General features: G+C 24.5%; 21 protein-coding genes. 6 read left to right on the top strand and 15 right to left on the bottom strand.

Translation table 11 applies throughout. The features are described 5' to 3' along the window. Window positions 1–117 precede the first annotated feature (117 nt). From AS160_RS10180 to AS160_RS10170, 3 genes are all read left to right on the top strand, one after another. Window positions 118–1,368 (top strand): ABC transporter substrate-binding protein, encoded by a 1,251-nt coding sequence (locus AS160_RS10180; RefSeq protein WP_165148562.1) that lies wholly within the window; start codon window positions 118–120, stop codon window positions 1,366–1,368. Between the two features lie 135 nt (window positions 1,369–1,503). After that, a complete protein-coding gene (locus AS160_RS10175) occupies window positions 1,504–2,328 on the top strand; it encodes a sugar ABC transporter permease (protein ID WP_165148722.1) in 825 nt (274 codons plus the stop codon). Window positions 2,329–2,347: 19 nt separating this feature from the next. Then, complete coding sequence (locus tag AS160_RS10170) at window positions 2,348–3,193, top strand: carbohydrate ABC transporter permease (protein WP_165148559.1); 846 nt, start codon at window positions 2,348–2,350, stop codon at window positions 3,191–3,193. Window positions 3,194–3,220: 27 nt separating this feature from the next. Here AS160_RS10170 and AS160_RS10165 read toward each other — a convergent pair whose 3' ends face one another. Genes AS160_RS10165 through AS160_RS10100 form a run of 14 tightly spaced genes read right to left on the bottom strand, consistent with a single transcriptional unit; the run spans window position 3,221 to window position 18,885 of the window. Next, a complete protein-coding gene (locus tag AS160_RS10165) occupies window positions 3,221–4,915 on the bottom strand; it encodes an HD domain-containing phosphohydrolase (protein WP_165148556.1) in 1,695 nt (564 codons plus the stop codon). A gap of 8 nt (window positions 4,916–4,923) precedes the next feature. Continuing rightward, a complete protein-coding gene (locus AS160_RS10160; RefSeq protein ID WP_165148553.1) occupies window positions 4,924–6,276 on the bottom strand; it encodes a HAMP domain-containing histidine kinase in 1,353 nt (450 codons plus the stop codon). Window positions 6,277–6,285: 9 nt separating this feature from the next. After that, window positions 6,286–6,678: a response regulator gene (locus AS160_RS10155; protein WP_165148550.1), complete on the bottom strand. Its 393-nt coding sequence runs from the start codon at window positions 6,676–6,678 to the stop codon at window positions 6,286–6,288. 2 nt (window positions 6,679–6,680) lie between these two features. Beyond that, the gene (locus AS160_RS10150) at window positions 6,681–7,817 is read right to left on the bottom strand and encodes an HD-GYP domain-containing protein (RefSeq protein ID WP_165148547.1); all 1,137 of its coding nucleotides are present in this window, start codon (window positions 7,815–7,817) and stop codon (window positions 6,681–6,683) included. Beyond that, a complete protein-coding gene (gene cheB, locus AS160_RS10145) occupies window positions 7,810–8,877 on the bottom strand; it encodes a chemotaxis-specific protein-glutamate methyltransferase CheB (protein WP_206528177.1) in 1,068 nt (355 codons plus the stop codon). The genes AS160_RS10150 and cheB overlap by 8 nt, the downstream gene beginning before the upstream one ends. Next, the gene (locus tag AS160_RS10140) at window positions 8,874–10,352 is read right to left on the bottom strand and encodes a chemotaxis protein CheW (protein ID WP_165148544.1); all 1,479 of its coding nucleotides are present in this window, start codon (window positions 10,350–10,352) and stop codon (window positions 8,874–8,876) included. The genes cheB and AS160_RS10140 overlap by 4 nt, the downstream gene beginning before the upstream one ends. 13 nt (window positions 10,353–10,365) lie before the next feature. Continuing rightward, window positions 10,366–12,300, bottom strand: a complete 1,935-nt coding sequence (locus tag AS160_RS10135) for a methyl-accepting chemotaxis protein (protein ID WP_165148541.1) — start codon at window positions 12,298–12,300, stop codon at window positions 10,366–10,368. 29 nt (window positions 12,301–12,329) lie between these two features. Further along, window positions 12,330–13,751, bottom strand: coding sequence for an Hsp70 family protein (locus AS160_RS10130; RefSeq protein WP_165148538.1), 1,422 nt, complete (start codon window positions 13,749–13,751; stop codon window positions 12,330–12,332). Then, a complete protein-coding gene (locus tag AS160_RS10125; protein ID WP_165148535.1) occupies window positions 13,748–14,038 on the bottom strand; it encodes a hypothetical protein in 291 nt (96 codons plus the stop codon). Before AS160_RS10125 ends, AS160_RS10130 begins: the two co-directional genes overlap by 4 nt. Beyond that, entirely contained in the window at window positions 14,035–14,787 is a 753-nt protein-coding gene (locus AS160_RS10120) for a ParA family protein (RefSeq protein ID WP_165148532.1), read from the bottom strand. Before AS160_RS10120 ends, AS160_RS10125 begins: the two co-directional genes overlap by 4 nt. Beyond that, the gene (locus AS160_RS10115; protein WP_165148529.1) at window positions 14,787–16,652 is read right to left on the bottom strand and encodes an ATP-binding protein; all 1,866 of its coding nucleotides are present in this window, start codon (window positions 16,650–16,652) and stop codon (window positions 14,787–14,789) included. Before AS160_RS10115 ends, AS160_RS10120 begins: the two co-directional genes overlap by 1 nt. A gap of 1 nt (window position 16,653) precedes the next feature. Continuing rightward, the gene (locus AS160_RS10110) at window positions 16,654–17,025 is read right to left on the bottom strand and encodes a response regulator (protein ID WP_165148526.1); all 372 of its coding nucleotides are present in this window, start codon (window positions 17,023–17,025) and stop codon (window positions 16,654–16,656) included. Further along, window positions 17,018–17,854 (bottom strand): protein-glutamate O-methyltransferase CheR, encoded by an 837-nt coding sequence (locus AS160_RS10105; RefSeq protein WP_165148523.1) that lies wholly within the window; start codon window positions 17,852–17,854, stop codon window positions 17,018–17,020. Before AS160_RS10105 ends, AS160_RS10110 begins: the two co-directional genes overlap by 8 nt. Then, on the bottom strand, window positions 17,848–18,885 hold the full coding sequence (locus AS160_RS10100) for a HEAT repeat domain-containing protein (protein WP_165148520.1): 1,038 nt from the start codon (window positions 18,883–18,885) through the stop codon (window positions 17,848–17,850). The genes AS160_RS10105 and AS160_RS10100 overlap by 7 nt, the downstream gene beginning before the upstream one ends. 132 nt (window positions 18,886–19,017) lie before the next feature. Here AS160_RS10100 and AS160_RS10095 point away from each other — a divergent pair, with 132 nt between their 5' ends. Genes AS160_RS10095 through AS160_RS10085 form a run of 3 tightly spaced genes read left to right on the top strand, consistent with a single transcriptional unit; the run spans window position 19,018 to window position 21,220 of the window. Beyond that, window positions 19,018–19,515: a chemotaxis protein CheX gene (locus tag AS160_RS10095; RefSeq protein WP_165148517.1), complete on the top strand. Its 498-nt coding sequence runs from the start codon at window positions 19,018–19,020 to the stop codon at window positions 19,513–19,515. Next, window positions 19,505–20,812 (top strand): HAMP domain-containing sensor histidine kinase, encoded by a 1,308-nt coding sequence (locus tag AS160_RS10090; RefSeq protein WP_165148514.1) that lies wholly within the window; start codon window positions 19,505–19,507, stop codon window positions 20,810–20,812. Before AS160_RS10095 ends, AS160_RS10090 begins: the two co-directional genes overlap by 11 nt. A gap of 3 nt (window positions 20,813–20,815) precedes the next feature. Then, the gene (locus AS160_RS10085; RefSeq protein WP_165148511.1) at window positions 20,816–21,220 is read left to right on the top strand and encodes a response regulator; all 405 of its coding nucleotides are present in this window, start codon (window positions 20,816–20,818) and stop codon (window positions 21,218–21,220) included. Between the two features lie 10 nt (window positions 21,221–21,230). Here AS160_RS10085 and AS160_RS10080 read toward each other — a convergent pair whose 3' ends face one another. Next, on the bottom strand, window positions 21,231–22,811 hold the full coding sequence (locus AS160_RS10080; protein WP_165148508.1) for an HD-GYP domain-containing protein: 1,581 nt from the start codon (window positions 22,809–22,811) through the stop codon (window positions 21,231–21,233).

Genomic DNA, 22,811 nt, shown 5'->3' with positions numbered 1-22,811 from the left:
TTAATCCCGTATATTACATTTAGTTGAATTTTTTTAATTTTTTAAAAAATGATATAATGAAAATAGATTTTTATTATTGATTTTCGAAACCGTTTGCAAAAAAAGGAGGGTGTTAGGATGAAAAAAGTATTAGTTTTATCTTTAGTATTATTAATTGCTATTATGGGATTAAGTGTTAAAATTACAATGGCTGCTGGTGCTGTCGGTAAAGAATTAGAAGTATTAATGAATCAAATCAAGATGTTCAATAAAATTTATCCCGATATTGAAGTTCAATTATTACCTATGCCAAATAGTTCAACTGCAAGACATGATTTATACGTTACATATTTAGGAGCTATGACATCTGATCCAGATATTTTAATGATAGATGTTATTTGGCCTGCTGAATTTGCTCCATTTGTTGCAGATTTAACTGATGATTATGATTATTTTGAATTAGATCAATTCTTACCTGGTACAGTTAAATCCGGGACAGTTCAAGGAAGAATAGTTGCAATACCTTGGTTCACAGATGCAGGATTATTGTATTATAGAAAAGATTTATTAGAAAAATATGGTTATGATGTTCCACAAACATGGGAAGAATTAAAAACAGTAGCTTCTGATATTGCATCAAAAGAAAAGATTAATGGTATGTTATTTCAATTAGCTCAATATGAAGGTTTGGTATGTGATGTTGCAGAATTTGTACATTCATACGGTGCAGATTTCTTAGATGCTAATGGAAATGTTATTATAGGTGATGCTGATAATCATGCTAGATTAGTAAAAGCATTAACAACTTTAAAGAGCTTTATTGACGACGGCGTTGCTCCAAAAGGTGTTTTAACTTATATGGAAGAAGAAACAAGAAGACCTTTCCAAAATGGTGAATCAGTATTCTTAAGGAACTGGCCATATGTTTGGTCATTAGCAAATGATGCTAATCAATCAAAAATTGCTGGTAAAATTGGCGTTGCTCCATTACCAAAGGGAGATATTGAAAACGGAAGACATTCAGCTACATTAGGTGGATGGATGTTAGCAATTAACAATTATTCATCAGATGCTGAAAAAGATGCTGCAAAGAAATTTGTAAAATTCTTAACCTCATATGATCAACAATTATATAAAGCTATAAATGCTGGTCAAAATCCAACAAGAAAAGCTGTTTACTCAGATCCAAAAATCAAAGAAGCCGCTCCATTTATGGTTGAATTATATAATGTGTTTATAAATGCAGAACCAAGACCAATTACCCCTGTTTATACAGAAGTATCAGATGCAATACAAAGACATATTCATGACTTCTTAATAGGTAAAAAAGACGTAGAAAAAGCTTTAAAAGATTTAGAATCAGAATTAAAGATGATAATTGGTCAATAAGCCGGGGGATTTTCCTCCGGTTTATTTTTAAAAAACCTATTAGGTTTAATAGGAGGTGTGCTCTTGAGTACCAAAATAAAAATTAATTATAAAAAAAAGGATATATGGCTAGGTTTTTGGCTTATTTTGCCAGCAATGCTAGCTATACTTATTACAGCTTTTTTTCCATTATTAAAAACATTCTGGGATAGTTTATTTTCTTTTGGATTGAGACCTGGTATTGTAAAAAGATTTGTTGGATTAGATAATTATGCAAGATTATTAAATGATACTAGATTTATGACAAGTTTAATTAATACCCTTATTTTTACAGCTATTTCTGTTTCTTTAGAATTCGTACTAGGTTTAGCAACCGCTTTAATCTTAAATGCTGATTTTGCATTAAGAGGTGTGGTAAGAGCTGCTATTTTAATACCATGGGCTATCCCTACATCAGTTTCCTCACAAATGTGGAAGTGGATGTACAATGATCAATATGGTATTATATCTCAAATTTTGTATAATTTAGGGTGGTTAGCTCCAGGAACTCCAATATTGAGCAATAAATGGTCATCAATGTTTGCAATTTTAGCAGTTGACGTATGGAAAACAGCTCCATTTATGGCACTATTATTATTAGCTGGATTACAAACTATTCCATCAGAATTGTATGAAGCATCAAGAATTGATGGAGCTTCAAAATGGAAACAATTTACAAAAATAACATTACCTATATTAAGTCCTACTATAGCTGTTGCTTTAATATTTAGAACACTTGATGCATTAAGAGTATTTGATATATTCTACATTATGAATAAGTCTGTTGAAACATTAGCTGTTTATAACAGACATATTTTAATGGATAGAGCATTTACTGGTGCTTGGTTTGGATATGGTTCTGCCATATCAGTTGTTATTTTCTTAATAATTAGTATTTTTGCTATAATCTACATTAGATCATTAAACTTAAGGTTTGAATGATCTAAAGGAGGATTAGAATATGAATTACAAAACTAAAAAAAGAATTGAAAAAATTATCTTGTACACTTTTGTTATTATCATGCTTATATTTTATGTTTTTCCTTTTTATTATGCTATAATTTCATCTGTTACTCCAAATTCAGAGCTATTTTCTAAAAGTATTAAACTTTTTCCAAAAAGCCCAACTTTTAAAAACTATATTTTAGTTTTTACAGAAAGACCGTTCCATCAAAATATTTTAAATTCTGTAATTGTAGCTGGTGCAACTACTATATTATCTTTAATTTTTGGAGCATTTGCTGGATATGCTGTTGCAAGATTAAGAATGCCTGGTAAAGTAGCTATAATGTCATTGATATTAGCAGTAAGTATGTTTCCACAAGTATCTATTTTAGGTGCTTTATTTCAAATTTTAAGAAATATGAAATTAATAAATACATATCCTGGTTTGATTTTACCATATATAGCTTTAAATTTGCCATTAACTACTTGGATATTACATAATTTCTTTAAAGATATTCCTATATCTATTGAAGAATCCGCTGCTATTGATGGTTGTTCTAAATTTATGACATTATGGAAAATTATAATTCCATTGTCTGCTCCTGGCCTTGTTACAACAGGATTATTAACTTTCATTGCAGCATGGAATGAATTTATGTTCGCTTTAACTTTTATGCAATTACCAGAAAAATATACCGTTCCTGTGGCTATAGCTATGTTCTCTGGTAAAACATTTTATGAATTACCGTGGGGGCAACTAATGGCTGCAGCAGTAATAGTTACTGTTCCACTTGTAGCATTAGTTTTAATATTCCAAAATAAAATTGTAGCTGGTTTAACAGCTGGAGCTGTAAAAGGCTAAAAAAATCCCCGATTTATAATCGGGGATTTACATTTCTCTAATTGAACCTAATGTTCTAATATTAGATTGTTTCCTAAATATCATTCTATATATTGCTGATTGTAATCTTTCGGGCAAATCAAAAAACTTAGCTTCATATTCTATATTAAATAATCCTTTTTTCTTTGATAATATAGTTGCTGGAATAAAAACAGTTTCTCCATTCTGATCAATATATAGCATAACTACATCATCTTTCTTGAATATATCATTTTCAATATCTACTGAAAAAATAATACCTTCTGCACTAAATACTTTACATCTTGCAATTTTCATTTTTGATTTAATAATATTAAATATTATAGGTGTTAATTTTTCTTTTAATAATGGAGTTATTTCATTTTTTAATCCTAAATAAAATTCAAAATTCCAAAATACCTTTAACTTTGATTTTTTCGTTTCTTTTCTTTCCAGAATCTTTAATACATAACCATATGGATTTTTTAGAATAACTTGAGCCTTAGCTATTAATGGAAAATCTTTAGTAGTTATTTTTATCTTTAAAATAGAACCAATATTTATTTGTTCTATAGTTCTTACGTTTACATATATTGTATCTGATATAACCTTCTCAATAGTTCCAGTTAATTCTATTAATTCTTCTCCTAACCCCTCATATCTTAAATTTATTGTTTTCGATTTTAATGTCAACCCTAAGTATTTCCCATTATCAAATTCTGTATAGTAAATTTTAAGTGCTTCTATAGCAGCGTTTGCTACATTTTTATCATATAATTTCCCAGCGTTTTTTTCCAAAAATTCAACAATACTTTCAATCCTATTTTTACCGGATAACACTATATTTTCATCAATATAATTTGCTATTATTAAAATATTATCTTCAATAGTTAAATCTTTTTTCTTAAAATATCCTGTTCCAGACATATTTTCATGATGATTAATTGCTAATTCAACATATGGATTCATTAAAACATTTCCAAAAAACATTTCTTCTAATCTTTTTAAATGTACACTTATCAATGGATCTTTTGCATCTTCATCCTGAGAATAAAATGTTTCTTCTAATGTTTTTTCAGAAAACCATATATATCCAATATCATGTATAAAAGAGGCTATTTGTAATTTATATAAACTATCTTCACCTATACCTAATAAACTTCCAATAATATTTGTTAAATCAGCAACTCTCATAGAATGTTCATACAAAATCTCAGAATGATTTTGTAATAGCATCAAATAATTCTTTACAAATGCGTTTATAGAATACTTAGAATATTTATCAAAATATACAGCATCAATATTTTTTTCAAATACCGATAAAAATCTCAAAAAAACATCTCTGTTATCAATTTTTATTTCATCGACAGAAATTATGTATAAAAAACCATAATTTTTCTCTTTTTCTGGCAAAAGAAATGTTTTTATATTATATCTATCTAATCTATTATTTATTAAAAAAGTAAATTCATTTGAAAATGATACTTTAAAATTTGATTCTCTTTTCTCTTCAAATACATCATACATTTTTTGAGGAACTTCAAATACAACATCTTCAGAATATTCTAAATATTCTTTATTTAAATTATCAAATGTAAATATATTTAAAAAACTTGTTCCTTCTAAATTTACAGCAAGACCTATAAATACTTCTTTATTTTGAAATAATGTTCTTGAAAAAATATTTATAGATCTTTTTATTATCTCCAAATTAAAAATTTCCATCACCCCATTTATTTTGCTGGTATTTGTAATATAAAATCTGTATTTTCTTTATTTGTTTTTTGTAGAAAATCTATATGATAATTACTCAACATAGTTGAAGAAATATTAATTGCTTTTTTCAACTCTCTATTATTTATTTCTGATGAATTTATTTTAGTTTCAATCTTTAAATAATAATAACTTTCCTCGTGATATAATTCAACATTAAATTTTCTATTAGACGTATATTTCAATACAGACACAACTATATTCATTAAAGAATTAAAAAGTATCTTTCTTGATCCATATATTGTTGCATTATATTTAATTCTTGTAGTAAAACTAATATCCGGGTTAAGAAATTTGATTTTATTTTCTACTTCTTTAACAACATTTGATATATCAATTAATTCAATTGATTCATTATTATAAAAATTTGATTTATATCTCTCAACCGCTTCCTTGATTCTATTTATAGATTTTTTTAATTCATTTGAAATTTCTGGGTTTGTAGATTCAAAGAAAAAGGTTATTAAATTTATCCCTGTAATTGCACTATTTATTTCTTGAATTAAATCCCAAGACATAAAATTCATCAATAATGTTTCTTTTGCAAGATCAGAATACTCACTTAAAACTTTATTTAATTCCTCTACATGTTTTATAACTGTCATTTTCATCATAAAAGATTTTAGTTTATTTACTATATCTTCATCTTTACTATATTCCACATCAAATTTATAATACAAATTTTTAATTTTTATTGTATTTTCATCTGGTTCATCTACTGTTTCAATATTAATTTTAATTTTATATTTTCTTCTGATTTCATTAATTGTTTCATTTATAAAATCTATAACCGTATTTGCAGTTGAATATTTTTCTACTATCAACTCAAAAACATTTAAATATTTTTTAAATCTCTCTCTTTCATCATGAACTTCTTCTAGTAAAATAATATTATATATTGATGGCATAAGAAAAATTTTATTATCGTTTAATTTTTTTAAGTCGTCTAAAGTAAATTTAACAGATTTTCTATTTAAATTCATAACTCCAATTAATTTATTCTTAAAATACATAGGAAATACTATTGAAGATATAGTATCCTTTTTTTTAGGTAAGATCCCTTTTTTTTCAAGATCTTCATTATTAATAATTATTGGATTTTTAGAATTAATAAACATCTCATCTATTTTTCCCGGTTTTATATTATTAATATCAATTTCTAAATTTTTCATTATTTTAAAAATAATATTTTTATCATCATCAAATATAATTAAAGATCCCGAATCAGCTTTTAAAGTCTCTAATGTTTTATTGAATATTAAGTTTATATAATCATTAAATTCTTCAAAATTAAGATTAGATATAAAACTCATATTAACACCTCAAAGAAGTCCTAAAGTTTTCTTCCACCTTTTTACTCTTTCAACATTTTCTTTTACTAATTTAATCATATTTTCAGGTTCAAAAGGCTTTTCTACAAAATCTGTTGCTCCTAAAGTTAATGCATGTAAAACATAGTCTGGACTTGAATATGCTGTCATCATAATAACTGTTGTTAATGGTGATAATTTTTTTGCTTTTCTTAATACTTCAATACCGTCTAAATCTTCCATTATAATATCAAGCAATATTACATCATATTCTGTATTTTTTATTAATTCTATTGCCTTATTCCCACCTTCAGCTACATCTACATTATACTTTTCACTTTCCAAAACCTTTTTTAATACCGTTCTAATAACATTATCATCATCTACTACTAATATTTTGCCCATAATCATTCCTCCTTGAAAAATTTATTAAGTTTAATAAATTTTATAAATTCATCTGTTAGTATAGGATCAAATTGCTTACCTTTGTTATTAATAAGCTCATTAATTGCTTCTTCAACTGATAAAGCGTCCCTATATGGTCTTGCTGTTGTCATTGCATCAAAAGCATCCACAATTGTTATTATTCTTGATTCCAAAGGTATCTCTTTATCAGATAATCCATCTGGATAACCTTTTCCATCACATCTTTCATGATGATGCCTAATTATTTTCCCTATTTTTTCAAAACCCTTAAAGGTCTTTACTAATTCCTCTCCTCTAACAGGATGTTCTTTTATTTTTTCAAATTCTTCATTATTTAATCTTTCTTTTTTTAATAATATACTTTGAGGAATTGATAATTTACCTATATCATGCAAGGTACTTGCAACGAAAATATCATTAATAATATCTTCTCTTCCAATTATTTTTGCAAGTGTGGTAGCATAATATGAAACTCTTTCAGAATGGCCTTTTGTATATGGATCATAAAAATCAACAGCCTTTAAAAAGGCAAATGCCGTGTTTTTTAAAAATTTATTTTGTTCATTATACAATATTTTTGAAACTAAAAATGTTGAAGCTATTTTCCCCATAACATTAATTAAATCTTTTTCAGTTTTTTTTATATCTCTATCTTTTAAATCTAATATTATATATCCATGTAATTCGAATGTTTTCAATGGAATTATTAAACTCTTATTAGACTTTATTATCTTTTCTTTTAACACATTATAATTTTTTATATAATTACAGTAAAAGTTATTTATCTCTTTTATCTCATTAAATTCTTTAGTTATTATAGCAGTATCTAATAATAATTTTTTGCTATGCCCTAAAGTCGCTACAAATCTAAAAAAATCCCCTTCTTTTTCCAAAACACATCCATATGAAATTTGTGGTATTAATTCTACAAAATAAGATAACAATTTTCCAAAAAATGATTCCATTGATATATCCATAGATATATTTGTAATTAAATCTGTTACTCTAACAAATCTATTATTCAATTCTTCCAGTTCATTATATGATTGTTCTAATTGTTTATAGGCTTCTTCTAATTCATCTTTTAATGCCATTAATTCTTCATAACTCTTATCCATTTCTCAATCCAACTTTCTCAATAACTTCATTCGCTATCATATAAGATGGTAAAACTATATTTGCACCACCTAATCTAATGGCTTCAGCTGGCATTCCAAAAACAACTGCTGTTTCTTCGGATTCTGCTATAGTATAACCATTATTTTCTTTTATTTTTACCATTGCCTTTGCACCATCATCGCCCATACCTGTCATTAACACACCTATAGTTTTATTATTAAAATGTTCTAAAACAGATTCCATTAAAATATCCGCTGATGGCATGAATATAGTTCTTGGTGTTTTTGATAACATTATCTTAAGGCCATTTAATCCTTTTCTTAATTTTAAATGATAACCGCCTTTACCAACATAAACATATCCTGGTTTAACATCCATATCATTTTCCGCTTCAACAACCTTTAATTCGCAACTGTTATTTAACCTTTCTGCATAAGTTTTTGTAAATTTTTCAGGTATATGCTGAACTAAAAAAATTGCTGCATTTAAATTTGCTGGAAATTTCGGCAAAACATCATAAATCTCTCTTGGCCCACCTGTTGAAATACCAATAGTAACTCCATAGAAATCCATTTCAATATTTGTTTCAGTTTCCTTTTTTTCTTTAGGTTGGTATGAAATGTCTTTTTCAGAGAAAAATTCTTTTTTTGCTTCTTCTGATTGTGAAAATATATAAGCTGCATGAATTTTTTTTATCAATTCATCTTTTAGATAATATAAATCATCTGGTTTTTCAATATAATCAAATGCACCTAATTCAAGAGCTTCATATGCTATTATAGATGATTTTTCACCCAGTGACGATACAACAATAACAGGTATATTTTTTTCTTCTAATATATACTGTAACGCCGTTAAACCATCCATATTTGGCATTTTTATATCCATTATTATAACATCAGGGTTTAGTTTATTTGCTTTTTCAACAGCTTCAATTCCATCTCTTGCAACCCCTATTATCCTTAAACTTTTATCTGATTCTATTAATGCTTTTAGAATTTTTCTTGTCAAAGGAGAATCATCTGCAATTAAAACATTTATTTCTGGAATAAGAATCACCTCGATCTCTTTAATTTTATATTTTTAATTTTTTCTTTTCTAATTGTTTTTGTTTCCTCTTTTTCTTTAATAGGTTTATCATTTAAATTATCTGTTCTTGATTTATTAGGTCTTGTTTTATCAGTAATAGTTTTATCAAGTTTTGTTTTATCAATTTTTGAATTATCAGTTTTTGAATTATAAATAGATTCATTTAATCTTTTTAATTCTTCTTTATCAACTATTTTATTTAAATCTATTAATAATACAGATTCATTATTATATTTACCTATACCTTTAATAAATTTATCGCTTGATTTAAATTGAATATATTCCATAGATATTATGTTATTTACAGAATCTACTAAAAACCCTATTAATTGGTTATCTATATTAGAAACTATAACCCTTGAAAATTTATTTTTTATTTCTTCGAATCCTAACCTCTTTTTTAAATCAATTATTGGTAATATATTTCCCCTTAAATTACTTATCCCTCGAACGTATGATGAATAAGGTACTTTTGTTATTTTATTTAACCTATTTATTTCTTTAACTAATTTCAATTCTAATGCATACTTTTCATTATTTATATTAAATAATAAATATTTATCCTTTTTCACTTTATCTTTTTGAACTTTTACACTCTTTTTATTCAAAAATTTAATTTCATCATTCAATACATTATTTATATCTAATATTACAGCAGAAAAATCTTTTGTTTTTATATATCCTTTTAATAAATTTTTATATGGAAATTCTTTTATTTTTTCTACTTCAACTATTCTATGAATTTCTTCTACTATTACACCAATATTATATCCATCAACATCTATAATAGCTATTTTCGTTTTTTTGTTAATTTTCGAATCTATATTATATAATAATTTCTTAAGATCAATTACAGGTATAACTTCTCCTCTTTCAGAAATAATTCCTTTTACACAATCCTGATTAATTGGAACTTTGTTAGGTTCAAAATAATTGATTATTTCAAAAATTTGATTTATTTCAAATCCATATATCTCGCCATTTACTTTAAAAGTAATAATCTTTTTCATTTTAATCTTTTTATTTTGTTTCTTTATTTTTTTTCTATTTATTGTGCTTTGAATTTTTTTGTTATTTACTTCAATTAATTTATTAATGTCTAATAAAAAATATTCATTTTCCCCATTTTTTATAACCGAATTAACATATTTTGATTTTGTTTCTATTTTTTCATCGAATTTGCTTAAAATTCCGTTTATAGAATCAACTAATATTCCTATATTATTATTCAAAATTATAATTTTTGAATTGTAATTACTCTTTAATCCCAGTTTTGTTTTTAAATTAATTACTGGGATAATTTCTCCTCTTAGGTTTATTAAACCTTCAACATAATCAGGAGCTAATGGAATTTTAGTGATTTTTTTTAAATCCACAATTTCTCTTATCTCATTCATTGGAATACAATATTCTTGTTCGTTTAATGAAAATATTATATAATTCATATATACACCCTCATTATAATTGTAGATCATTTGATTGATTCATAATTTCTTTTACAACCTTTAGCATTTCATTTATACCTCTTTCATGTTCAATAGAAGCTTTTGAAGCCTCTTCTATTGAAGCAAAAGATTCTTCAACAGCACTTTGTGACTGTTCTACTGCCTTTTTAGATTGTTCAATAGCTATGACAATTTCTGAAATAGAGTGCGAAACTGTTTTATATTTATTTAATAATTCTTCTATATTTTTTTGAATTTCTTTAATGGCATTAACCGCTGAATTTGCTTCTATTAATTCTGAATATGTCCTTTTTTGATTTTCATATACATTTTCTTCGGATATTTTTATATTTTCATCAATCTCTTCTATCACATTTTTTATAGACTCTAAATTTTCTTCAGAAGTTTTCGATAATTCTCTTATATCATTAGAAACTACATAAAAACCATTACCATACTCACCAGCTCTAGCAGATTCTATAAACCCGTTTACAGCTAACATATTAATTTGAATAGATATTTTTTCAATTTTAGATATACTATTATTTATTAATTTGAAGTTTGTGGATAATTTTTTTATATTTTTATATATTTCCGAAAATCCATCATTTGTGCTATTTATACTATCAATTAAAGTATTTACTTTTGATTTACTTTCTTTTATATTATTTAATATTGTAATTATTGTGTCTTTATCATTTTTATTAATATCCAATAATTCTTTTGATAATTCAGAAAATTTTGAAACTAAATTAATCATATTATCCATTTCTTCAGCGAATACTGAAGAAATTTTTTCTAATTGTTCTAAATGATATTTTATATTCTCAGAACCATTATATGCTTCTTCTATAATACTAAACATTTCATCAATTGATGAGGATAATTGTAATAATGAATCTTTATCTTCAGTAGAGTTTAATATTTTTTCTGAAATATCTACTAAATTTTGAGATGCTTGAGAAATTTGAATAAATGCTTGTTCCTCTTCCTGTAATGCTTTAGATATATCTTCTGATTCTTTTGCAACTTGTTCTGAAAAAGATACAACATTTTCAGCGGAAGCTAAATATTTTTCTGATATTTCAGAAAATTCTTCTATTATTTTTATTTCTTTGTTTACATTATTTTTGATAGCATCAAATGTATTTTTTATATCATTAAATTCCTTATTAATTTCATCGCCTAATTTTCCTTGTTCTTCAAAATATATATTTAATTTTTCAACATCATTTATAACATAATCCATACTACTTTTTAGATTTTTTATGCTTTCCTCAATATTTTTTGCATTTATTTCTGAAGTTTCTGCAAGATTTCTAATTTCATCAGCTACCACAGCAAATCCAACACCATATTCTTCTGCTCTTGCAGCTTCAATTGCCGCATTTAATGACAAAAGATTTGTTTGATCAGCAATTAATAAGACAGAATTGATAATATCTGATATTTTTTGAGATTTTTCCTTTAATTCTAAGATATTGGAATTTGTATCTTTATTAAATTCAATACTTTTATTTACAGAATTAATTAACATATCTACGCTATTTATTGATTGTAATATTTGTACTTGAGATTTATCTGTTTCATATAATATATCTCTTGACTCTTTTTTTATTCCATCAGAATTCTTATTTATTTGATATATTGCAGCTCTAATTTCATGAATAGAATTAGATATTTGTTCTGCTCCAGAACTTATTTGCATCATAGACTTTGATAATTCTTCAACGCTAGAACTTATTTGCTCAACAGCAGCTAATAATTCCTCAGATGAAGATGTTAAATTTTCTGCTATTACTTGCCTTTTTAGTATAGTTTGTCTTTTAGCTCTTTCAATAGCTTTTTGTCTTGCTTCTTCTCTTTTCTTTCTTAATTCTTCATCTTTAATTTTCATTATTCCTGGTGTTTTTTGCGACTCCGGAGAAAGCAATTTTTTTTCTTCCATTTAAATTCCCCCTTATATTAACCAGTTATTTATATTATCTTATAATTATTTATAAAATCTTTATTTATACTCTTTCTATTCACCATAGCATTGGTAATTTTTCCCTTTAAACTTTGTCCCGTATTTAAATCCTCTGCAGTAATTTCTAATAATCCGTTTATATTAAGTGAAAAATTAACCGCTATTCTCGCTTCATTTTTTTTCCATTTTTTAGAAAATTTAAATTCAAAATCACCAAGATTAATCATTTCATCATTTTTCTTCTGTAAAACTTTAATAATAATAGTATCTTGATTATCTTTAGTATTAGTGAAAATTTCTGTTTCCGATGATGGATAATGAATTCCACTTTTTAGTATTTCTATAAAATTACCTTCATCATCTAATACTCCTAAAGAATGAGGTAATATATCTCTAAGTAAAATATTATTTATTTTTCCTTCTAATACCTGAGCATATAATCCTGCTCCTTTAACTACAATCTCTTCAGGGTTTAAATCTGATATTATCTTTTTATCAGGGAAAATCTTTTTTACTAATTCTTTTAAAAAGAATAATCTAGAAGACCCTCCTACAAATATTATTTCATCTATTTCTTCATTAGCAACTTCCAATATTAATTTTTCTATTTTTTCTATTAATCCTTTTGATATACTTAAAAAAATATCTCTATTTATATTTAAGTTTAAATGATATGGTCTATTATTTAAGGTAGCAATATATGGAATGATAATATCAGTATTTTCAACAACAGATAAATCTATTTTAGCGTTTTCAGCATGAATATATAATTGCTGAAGTGCAACTGGATCTACATTTAAATCTATTCCATCTTTTTCTTTTACCGTATTTACAATCCAATTAACTAATATATTATCGAAATCTATTCCACCTAATTCTGAACTACCTCCCGTTTTTAATACATTAAAAACATCGTCCTTTATTTCCATTAGCGTAATATCAAATGTTCCCCCGCCAAAATCTAAAACTAATATTTTTTTGTTTTCTATATTTATTCCATATCCAATAGCTGCTGCAACTGGTTCATTTAGGAGCTTTACAACATCCAAACCAGCTATAGAAGCCGCTTCTAATACACCGTTTCTTTGATTGTCATCAAAATATGCTGGCACAGTAATTACAGCACTTGAAATTTCTTCATTTACTATATTTTTTAATTTCTTAAAAATAAAACTCGCTATTTCTTCTGCTTTAAATTTTTCATTATTAATAATATACTCTTTACCTTTTCCAAGATCCCTTTTTACATTTAATATAACTTTATCTGGTCTAATATACATTTGAGATTTAGCTAAATCTCCAACTAAAACTTCATTGTTATTTCTAAAAAAAACTATTGAAGGTGTTATTCTACTACCTCTTTCATTAATAAATATTTCAGAATTTGCAATTAAAGAATTCGTTGTACCAAAATCTATTCCAACTATCAAAGTAGTCCCTCCAAATACTCGAGGTTTTCTTTTGCTTCCTTGTTATCGGGATTTGATTCTAAAGATTTTTTTAATAAATCTATTGCTTCTTTTTCAAATCCATTTTCCGCTAAAATAACTGCAGCATTATTTAAAGCTTTTGATTTTATATCTTCATTAGTTTCAGCAGCTTTCAAATAATAATGAAAAGCAAAAAATATATTTCCTTTATCATCGAGTTCTAAAGCCTTTTTAAATAAATTATCGGAATTAAAAAATGTATCTAAACCACGGCCAAGGATTTTCATTTAATCAACTCCTGAATTTCTTTAGCTATCTTTTTTATATCAATTGCTGCTCTTGATTTAGGTGAATATTTATTTATTGGAATTCCATGACTTGATGATTCTATAAGTTTTACATCATTTCTAAGCGCAGTTAATACTTTTTTTTCACCAAAAATCTTATTTAGTTCATCTAATATTTCTTTAGATATTTTTGTTCTTTTATCAACCATAGTTGGAATAACACCTAAGAATTTTAAACTAGGATTTTCTATATTTACCTTATAGTATATTTCCATCATTTGAGATAGCCCAACAAGAGATAGGAAATCACTTTTTACTGGAATTAGTAGGTAATCAGAAGCATTTAAAGCGTTAATTGTTAGTAATCCTAAACTTGGTGGTGTATCAATGAAAATATAATCATATTTATTATGAAAATCTATTAAAAAGTCTTTTAATACAAAATTCCTTTCATTATAATGGGCTAATTCAACTTCTAATGCTGATAAATTTTGATTAGACGGAATAATATCTATATTATGAACATTTAATTTTTTATCCTTATACTTCCCAGTATTTAAATAATCAATAATCATCTCATATATTCCATATTTTACTTCAAATGGATTAATTCCTGCATATACTGTAGAATGTGCCTGAGAATCAAAATCTATTAACAGCGAGTTTTTAAATATATTTGCTAAATTAAATGCTAATGTTGTTTTTCCGCTTCCACCTTTTCTATTTGCAAAAACGATTACTTTTGCCATTATATCACCAATCCAGATGGTTTGAGTATTAATACAATATCTCCATTTCCTAATATTGTTGAACCATATAGAAAGTCATGTTTCAAGTACTCCGGTAATGGTTTTACTAAATATTCATTTTCCTCTAATACTTCATCTACTAACACTGCAGAAATTCCATCATCTATCAATAATAATGACACCAAATCATATTTATATTCTCTATTTAAAATATCATCAAAAGAATATTCTCTGTTTTTTAGTATTCCTTTTAAATCAAAAAAAGGAATTATTTCATCATTATATTCAACAAATAATTTATTAGAATAATTATGTATTTTATCTTTTTTTACCTTAATAATTTTATATACTTCTTCAAATGGTAATATATACCTTTCATTATCAACTAACACCATTATGCCATTTATGTTTAAAATTGAGTTAGGAATTTTTAATGTTATTTTTGTCCCTTGATTTTTTTTAGTTTCTACAAACACTTTTCCATTTAACTTTTCAATATTATTCTTTACTATATCCATACCTACACCACGACCGGAGATTTCAGTCACTTCTTTAGAAGTGCTAAACCCAGACCCAAATATATAATTAATAATTTCTTCATCAGGTATATCTATGTTCCATCCTAATTTTTTAGCTTTTTCTTTTATTTTTTCTATATCAATTCCTCTACCATCATCAATAATTTCTATATATACATATCCACTTTCATAATATGCATTTATCTTTATTAATCCTTCTTCATTTTTACCAATTTTTCTCCTTTCCTCAACTTCTTCAATACCGTGATCAATAGAATTTCTTATAATATGAGTTAAAGGATCTGATATATTTTCTATTAATATTCTATCTAATTCTATATTTTCTCCAGTAAATTCATATATTATTTTCTTGTTTTTTTCTTTAGCCAATTCTCTTATTAATCTTTTGTATTTGTATAATAATTCTTTAATTGGAACCATTTTTAAACTTAAAATTTGATCTTGAATATTAATTGTTATCTTATTTAAATTAGAAAAAACATGAATAAACTCTTTATACAAATCCGGGGATACTTTATATAATTCTTTTAGTAAATATGTTGAAGTATTTTTTACTATTATTAGCTCTCCAACTAAATTCAATATATTATTTATTTTTTTTATGTCTACTCTAAGCGTATCAGAAAATTCTATTTTACTAATTTCATTTGTTTTTTTATTATATAATATATCATCAAATTCTTTTATAGCCTTTTTTAATTCAGTTTTATTATTACTTTCAACATATTTTATTATTTCATTAAATTTATTTGATAATTTTTCATTTCCCATTTTTTTCAATATATTTTTAATAGGTTTTCTCATTCTATTTAATTGAGATAAATTATAATTTTCAGAATTAATTAAATATTCAAAAAATTGATCCTTTAAATTAATTAACATCTTTTTAGTAACTTCATTAATATCTGTTTTCTTTTCTATATTAATATTTTTAGTATTATTTAAAAATTCTTTTACATCTACAACAGTATCATCTTTATATGATTTTAAAATTTTTTTTATCAAATCTAATCCATCATATAATAAATCTATATTCTTATCATCTTTTCCTGATATACTTAAAGATAAATCTTCTAATTTATGTGAAAGCTCCTCTATTTTTTTTGTTTTTTCTACAAATCTCTCAGGAATATCCATAGACAAAAGCAACCTAGATGTTCCTTTAAGACTATGGAACCCTCTCATTATTGAATTTATTAGATTTAAATCACCTGTTTCTTCTAAGTTCACTAAATTAACCTCGATGGTGTTTATACTTTCTTCAGCTTCAGCAAAAAAGTCTCTCATTAATCCATCGATAAACTCTTTATCAAAATGCATTTTCATTTTAATCCACTCCAAGAGCTATTTTAACACTTTCAATTAATGATTCTGGATCTGATGGTTTAACTATGTAAAAATTAGCTCCGACCTCAAATCCTTTCATTTTATTAGTAGATTTATCTAATGTTGTTACTATTATTATTGGTATATCTTTATAATTCTCATCTTCCCTAATCTTTTTTATCATAGTATAACCATCTAAATTAGGCATATTTAAATCTGTTAATATTAAATCTATACCTTCTTCTCTGTATAATACATCTAAAGCTTTTGCGCCATCTTCTGCTTCAATTACTTCAAATCCAGCAGCTTTTAATATACTGGCATGGTAACTTCTTGTCATTTTAGAGTCATCTATTATTAATATTTTATGCATTCACATTACCTCCCTTATTCCATGGTTTTTGGTATAGTATAAAATCATTTGCTTTTACAACTTTAAATGCATTAGTTATTCTATTTATTGATTCAGAATGACCTAAAAATATATATCCACCTTCATTTAAAATTGTATAAAACTTCGTGATTATCTTTTTTCTAATTTCATCAGAAAAATATATGAATACATTTCTGCAGAATATAAAATCATAATTATCATCTAATTTTTCATATGTATTATCTTCGATTAAATTTAAATTAAATATATTAACCTTATTTTTTATAATATCCTTTATTTTATAATTCTCTTTATCTTTTTCAAAATATTTATTTAAATATTCTTTAGGTACATCTCTTACTGCATAATCATTATATATTCCAGCTTTTGCTTTTAATATCATTATAGGATCTATATCAAATGCATCAATTTTATAATTAAATTCTCCATCTAACATTTCTTCTAATATAATGGATAATGTATATGGTTCTTCGCCAGATGCACATCCCGCTGATAATACTTTTATTGTTTTATTATTTTTTCTACTTATTACATCTTTTAATGCATATTCTGCAAAAGATTTCAATTGAGGAAATTCTCTAAAAAAATATGTTTCATTAACTGTTATTTCGCTAATTAATTTTACTAATTCATTTTCTGAATATTCTCCATTTACTAAAAAATTATAGTATGTGTCTGGATCATCTATTCCTATCTTTTTCATTCTTCTAAAAACTCTATTTTTAAAAAAATATAATCTTTTTTCTTCTATATATATTCCTGTTTTTTCATATATATAATCGCGTATTTTTTTGTAACTTTCTACCATGTTTCCATCTCCATTATTGTTTCTTCTATAATCATTTTTATTTCATCTGAAAATTTATTTTTTATTTTTTGGAGAATGTCTTTAAAAGATTTTAACTTTCTTTCGTTTATTATTTCTATTACTGCAATAATACCCTCAGAATTTAATTCATTTATATTTTCTAAAATTATTTTATCTATCTCATCCTGGTCTAATAAGTTTATTAAGGTTAAAATATCATATATATATTCTTTATATTTCAATAATTCTATTAATTCCTTTATTACTTTATTTTTTAATTTTGTATATGGATATATTTTCTTATGATTTTTGTATAGATAATCTAAAAATTCCTTTATTATCAAATGTTTATATTCACAATTCTCAAAAAAATCTATACTCTCAAAAACATTACTTCTTTTAAAAACATATTTTGCAAAAGGAATTATTAGATGTACCTTTTTAAAATCATTTATTTTTTCTTTTACTATATTATCTGATTTATCATCTCCAATTAAAGACAATGTTTCTAATATAGTTGTCAATAAAAATTGATTATTTGTTCTTTGCAATATATTTGCTATTTTTTCAGAATACTCTTTTGCGCCTAATAATCCCAAATATTCAATTGCTGCAATTTGATTATTTATATCTTGATCATCTAAACATTTTGCTATATATTTTATTGCTTCTTTATCATTGGTTCTATACAATCCGTCTAAAGCATATTTTCTAATATCTTTATCTTCATTTTCCAATAGTTTTCCTAAAATATTTATTCTTTTATTTATACTTAAAAGTGATAAAGCAAACTCTTTTAATAGTAATTCTTCATTTAATAATAGTTCTAAAAATATTTCATCAGGCACTTTTTCTAATTCAAGGTGTTTTAAAGTATTTATTATTGCCTCTTGAACCATTAAATCTTTTTCATATTTTAATAAGGAAAATAGATCTTTGGCATATCCGTTCAATTTATTTTCCGCTATATATTCAATTGATATTAATCTATCCTTTATGTTATCTGAAAACAACATTTCTTTAACATTCATAATTTCCCCTCACATATTATTAAATTTTAGTGTTTTTCATTATTATTATATCACATATTCGTATTTCATTATTTCAACTTTATAACATTTTATGCTATAATAATATTGAAGATAATTCTAGAGGTGTTTAAAATGATAAATAAAATTATCGAAAGAGGAATTAAAAAATCCGAGGTCATATTAAAAGAGTTAACTGGAATTGATATTAAAATGTATCCAAATAATTCCAAAGAAATAAAATTAAATGAAATAATAAATAAAAATTACTACATTATGACTCAATCAGCTAAGAGCGAAAATAAAATCTGGAATTTCTATTTCACATTATTATCCTCTGACTTTTTAAAATTTTTAGGTTTAGTAGAAAATTTTAATAATATAGAAAATATTCAGCCAGAAGATGTTTTAGATTCTTTTTTGGAAATTGGGAATATTATTTGTGGAAATGTAATTAGCATTATTGCCGAAAATGAAAAGGATTTATCCTTTACCCCACCTATTTTGCATAAATTCTCAGAAATTAAAAATGATATAATAAATGGTATTACTATAAAATTTGAAATAAAATCTGAAAATATTTCCGGATATCTATTATTTGCATTTAAAGAGGGAGTTAAAAATGAAGATTGATATAAATAGTTTGAGAATTCCAATTGCTATAATTGATAAAGATGGAAATATATTAAATAGCAATTTTTCTTTTGATTCATTTTTCCATGAAAAAAATTTTTTTGATTTAGTTAATCATTCCTATATATCTATGATTAAAAGTTTTATTGAAAATAATTCAACTCTATATTTTTCAGAAAGAAAATCTAAGAAAATATTAAAGAGTGAAAATTATTTTACTATTAATATTCATCCTATTTCCAGCGAAGAATTTATGATAGAACTATATCCCAAAACAAAAGAATACCTAACAGAAATAAATATAAATACAAAACTTAAATACTTATACTCTCTAATAGATTTCTATAATAACTCTTTTACTTTTTTGTTTTCTATACAATATTTGTCAAAAAAAGAATTAGAAGAAAATTTTTTTGATTTAATAAAAAACAATGACTTTATTTCAAAAATATCAAAAAATGAATTTAGTAGTTATTACTTTGAGCTTTTTAATAATGTTTATTATTATGAATTAACATCTAATATACCTTTAAATATTGTACCTTTAGTAAATAATTCTATAGAAGTTTTATCAAAACATATAGAAAATATTTATAACACCTACTCAAAAAGAAACGGCACAAATGTATTTGAATACCTTGAAATTGCTAATAATCTAATTGTAGGAATGTTTCACGAAATAAATAATCCACTATCTATTGTTTTAATGAAGTCTGAAATGCTAAATAATATAATTGATGAAAAATACCAACCTTATGTAAAAAGTATTGTAGAAAATGTATATAGAATAATTGAAATTACAGGTCTATTTAAATCATTAGTAAAAGGCGAAACTTCTCAAACAAAAATTGATTTATATGATGTTTTAAAAGACGTTATAAAATTTATGAGATATAAAGCTCCTTCTAATATTTCTATTAATTTTAATACAACATGTAATCCCCCATTTTATATTAAAGGAAATAAACAGGAGTTAATGATTGTTTTTTCAAACTTGATAGAAAATGCTATAGAAGCTATAGGAGATAGAAAAAATGGATTTATAAATATTAACGTTATGAAACTTTCTACATTTTATAATGTTACTATTGAGGACAACGGCGAGGGGATTCCTAAAGAAAATATTAAACGTATTTTCGAACCATTTTTCACTACTAAATCAAAACATGGTATGGGATACGGTTTGTTCTTTGTATATAATATATGTTTAAAACATAAAATAGAAATTAATGTCGAAAGCGAAGTAAACAAAGGAACTAAATTTATATTAAAAATTCCTAAAATAAAGGAGGAATAAGTTATGGCTTGGAAAGTTTTAATCGTTGACGATGAACCCGGTATAAGAGAAGTATTAAAGGATTATATTGAAATGAATTTTGAAAATACAAAAATTGAAACAGCTGAAAATGCCGATATAGCTTTAAAAAAAATAAATGAAGAACAGTTTCATATTATATTATTGGATATAGTAATGCCTGGACTTGATTCTTTTGAGTTTTTAAGAAAAGTAAAGGATTTAAACTCATTAATTCAAGTTATAATGATAACTGGTAATTCTACAATGGAAAGAGTTCTTGAAGCTATTGAAGCTGGTGCTGATGACTACCTATTAAAACCTTTTTCTACAACAGAAATAGAAAATATTATAAAATGCTATTTTTCAAAAATCGAAAGATGGAGAAATGCTTTTAGAAATTCATTTTAGGAGAAAACCACTATTGGTTTTCTCCTAAAAATTTAACGAATATTTCAACAATCATAGGATCAAATTGTGTGCCTTTATTATCTTTTAATACATTAATAGCTTTTTCTCGAGATAAATTCTTTCTATAGGATTTTTCTTCTAACATTTCAGAAAAAGAATCTGCCACTGATATTATTCTAGATTCTATAGGTATTTCTTCTCCTTTTAAACCTTCAGGATATCCTTTTCCATCATATCTCTCATGATGATATTTTACAATCCTTGCTAATTTTTCATCTTCTAAATATTTCATAATTATATCATAACCTATAATTGTGTGCCTTTTTACAATTTCATATTCTTCTGGAGTTAAAGTTGTTGTTTTTACTAAAATATTTGGCGGAATACCTATTTTTCCAATATCATGCATTAAAGATGCACAATATAAATTATCTAATTTTTCCTTTGAAAAACCCATTTCCTTTCCTATTATATTTGCATAATAGGCTGTTTTTTCTGAATGCTTCATCTTATATACACCGTTTAAATCACTTAAATTAACAAATGTTCTTATAACTTTCTTTGTAAATTCTTTTGAACTTTTTAAATTTTCCTTTAACTCAGAAAAAGAATGAATTAATTTTTCTAAACTCTCATTAATATTATAAACATTAAATAATTCATAATTTTCATCTTTTTCTATTTTTAATAATATATATATATTATCCTCAAATTTTGTTTGAACAAAATATCCATCAAGTTCAATAAACTCTATTATATTGTTTTTTATTTCTTTTATACTTAATTCCTTCAAAGTTAAATAACCAAATCCTATTTTTTCTTTTATTTTTACTTTTTTATTTTTCTTTTCAACTAATAACGCTTTTTCTACAAAAGGAATTATTTTTACCAATGTATTAAAAACATTTATAATCAAACTTTCATCATCTTTTATGCTTCTTGTAATTTTATTCATATTGTTGATTATATCTAATGTATTTTCATACATTCTTTGCATTTTTTTATTTATTTCTAATAATTGATAATTTTTTATTTTTAATTCTTTATTTAATTCAATTATCTTATCCTTTTCTATTTTATTTTTTAAAAATATTTTGGCAAGATTTCCAAATAATTTCAATGTTTCTTTGGAGTCTTCAGAAAAAGTTTTTTGACTTTCTTTTGCTATGTCCAAAGAAAATTGTATCCAAAGATTATCATTTATTTTTAAATGATAGGCCATGGTACTTTTAATTGGTATGGTAGCTTTCTTTAAAGTTTCATATACATATTTATGCATTAATTTTTTTCTATACTCTAAAACATCATTATATATAATAACATTTCCGTCAATTAGATCATCATTTTTTATTTTAAATGACATCTTTTTTAAAATATTATTATCATGACCTATTGCAGCTAACCAATTCCAAGAATCATTATTAATTAATATTAAAGATCCATAATCAGCTTCAGGAATTATACTTATAGCTGTTTTTAATAATTCATTATAGAAATCATCCATATTATATGTTTCATTTGATATGGATTCTAATAATGATATTAATTTAGGAATATTATCTATAACATTTTGGCTTAATTCAAAGTGCAT

The organism is Marinitoga sp. 38H-ov, from assembly GCF_011057715.1.
Taxonomy (GTDB): Bacteria; Thermotogota; Thermotogae; order Petrotogales; family Petrotogaceae; genus Marinitoga.
This window is presented reverse-complemented; position numbering and strand designations above follow the sequence as displayed.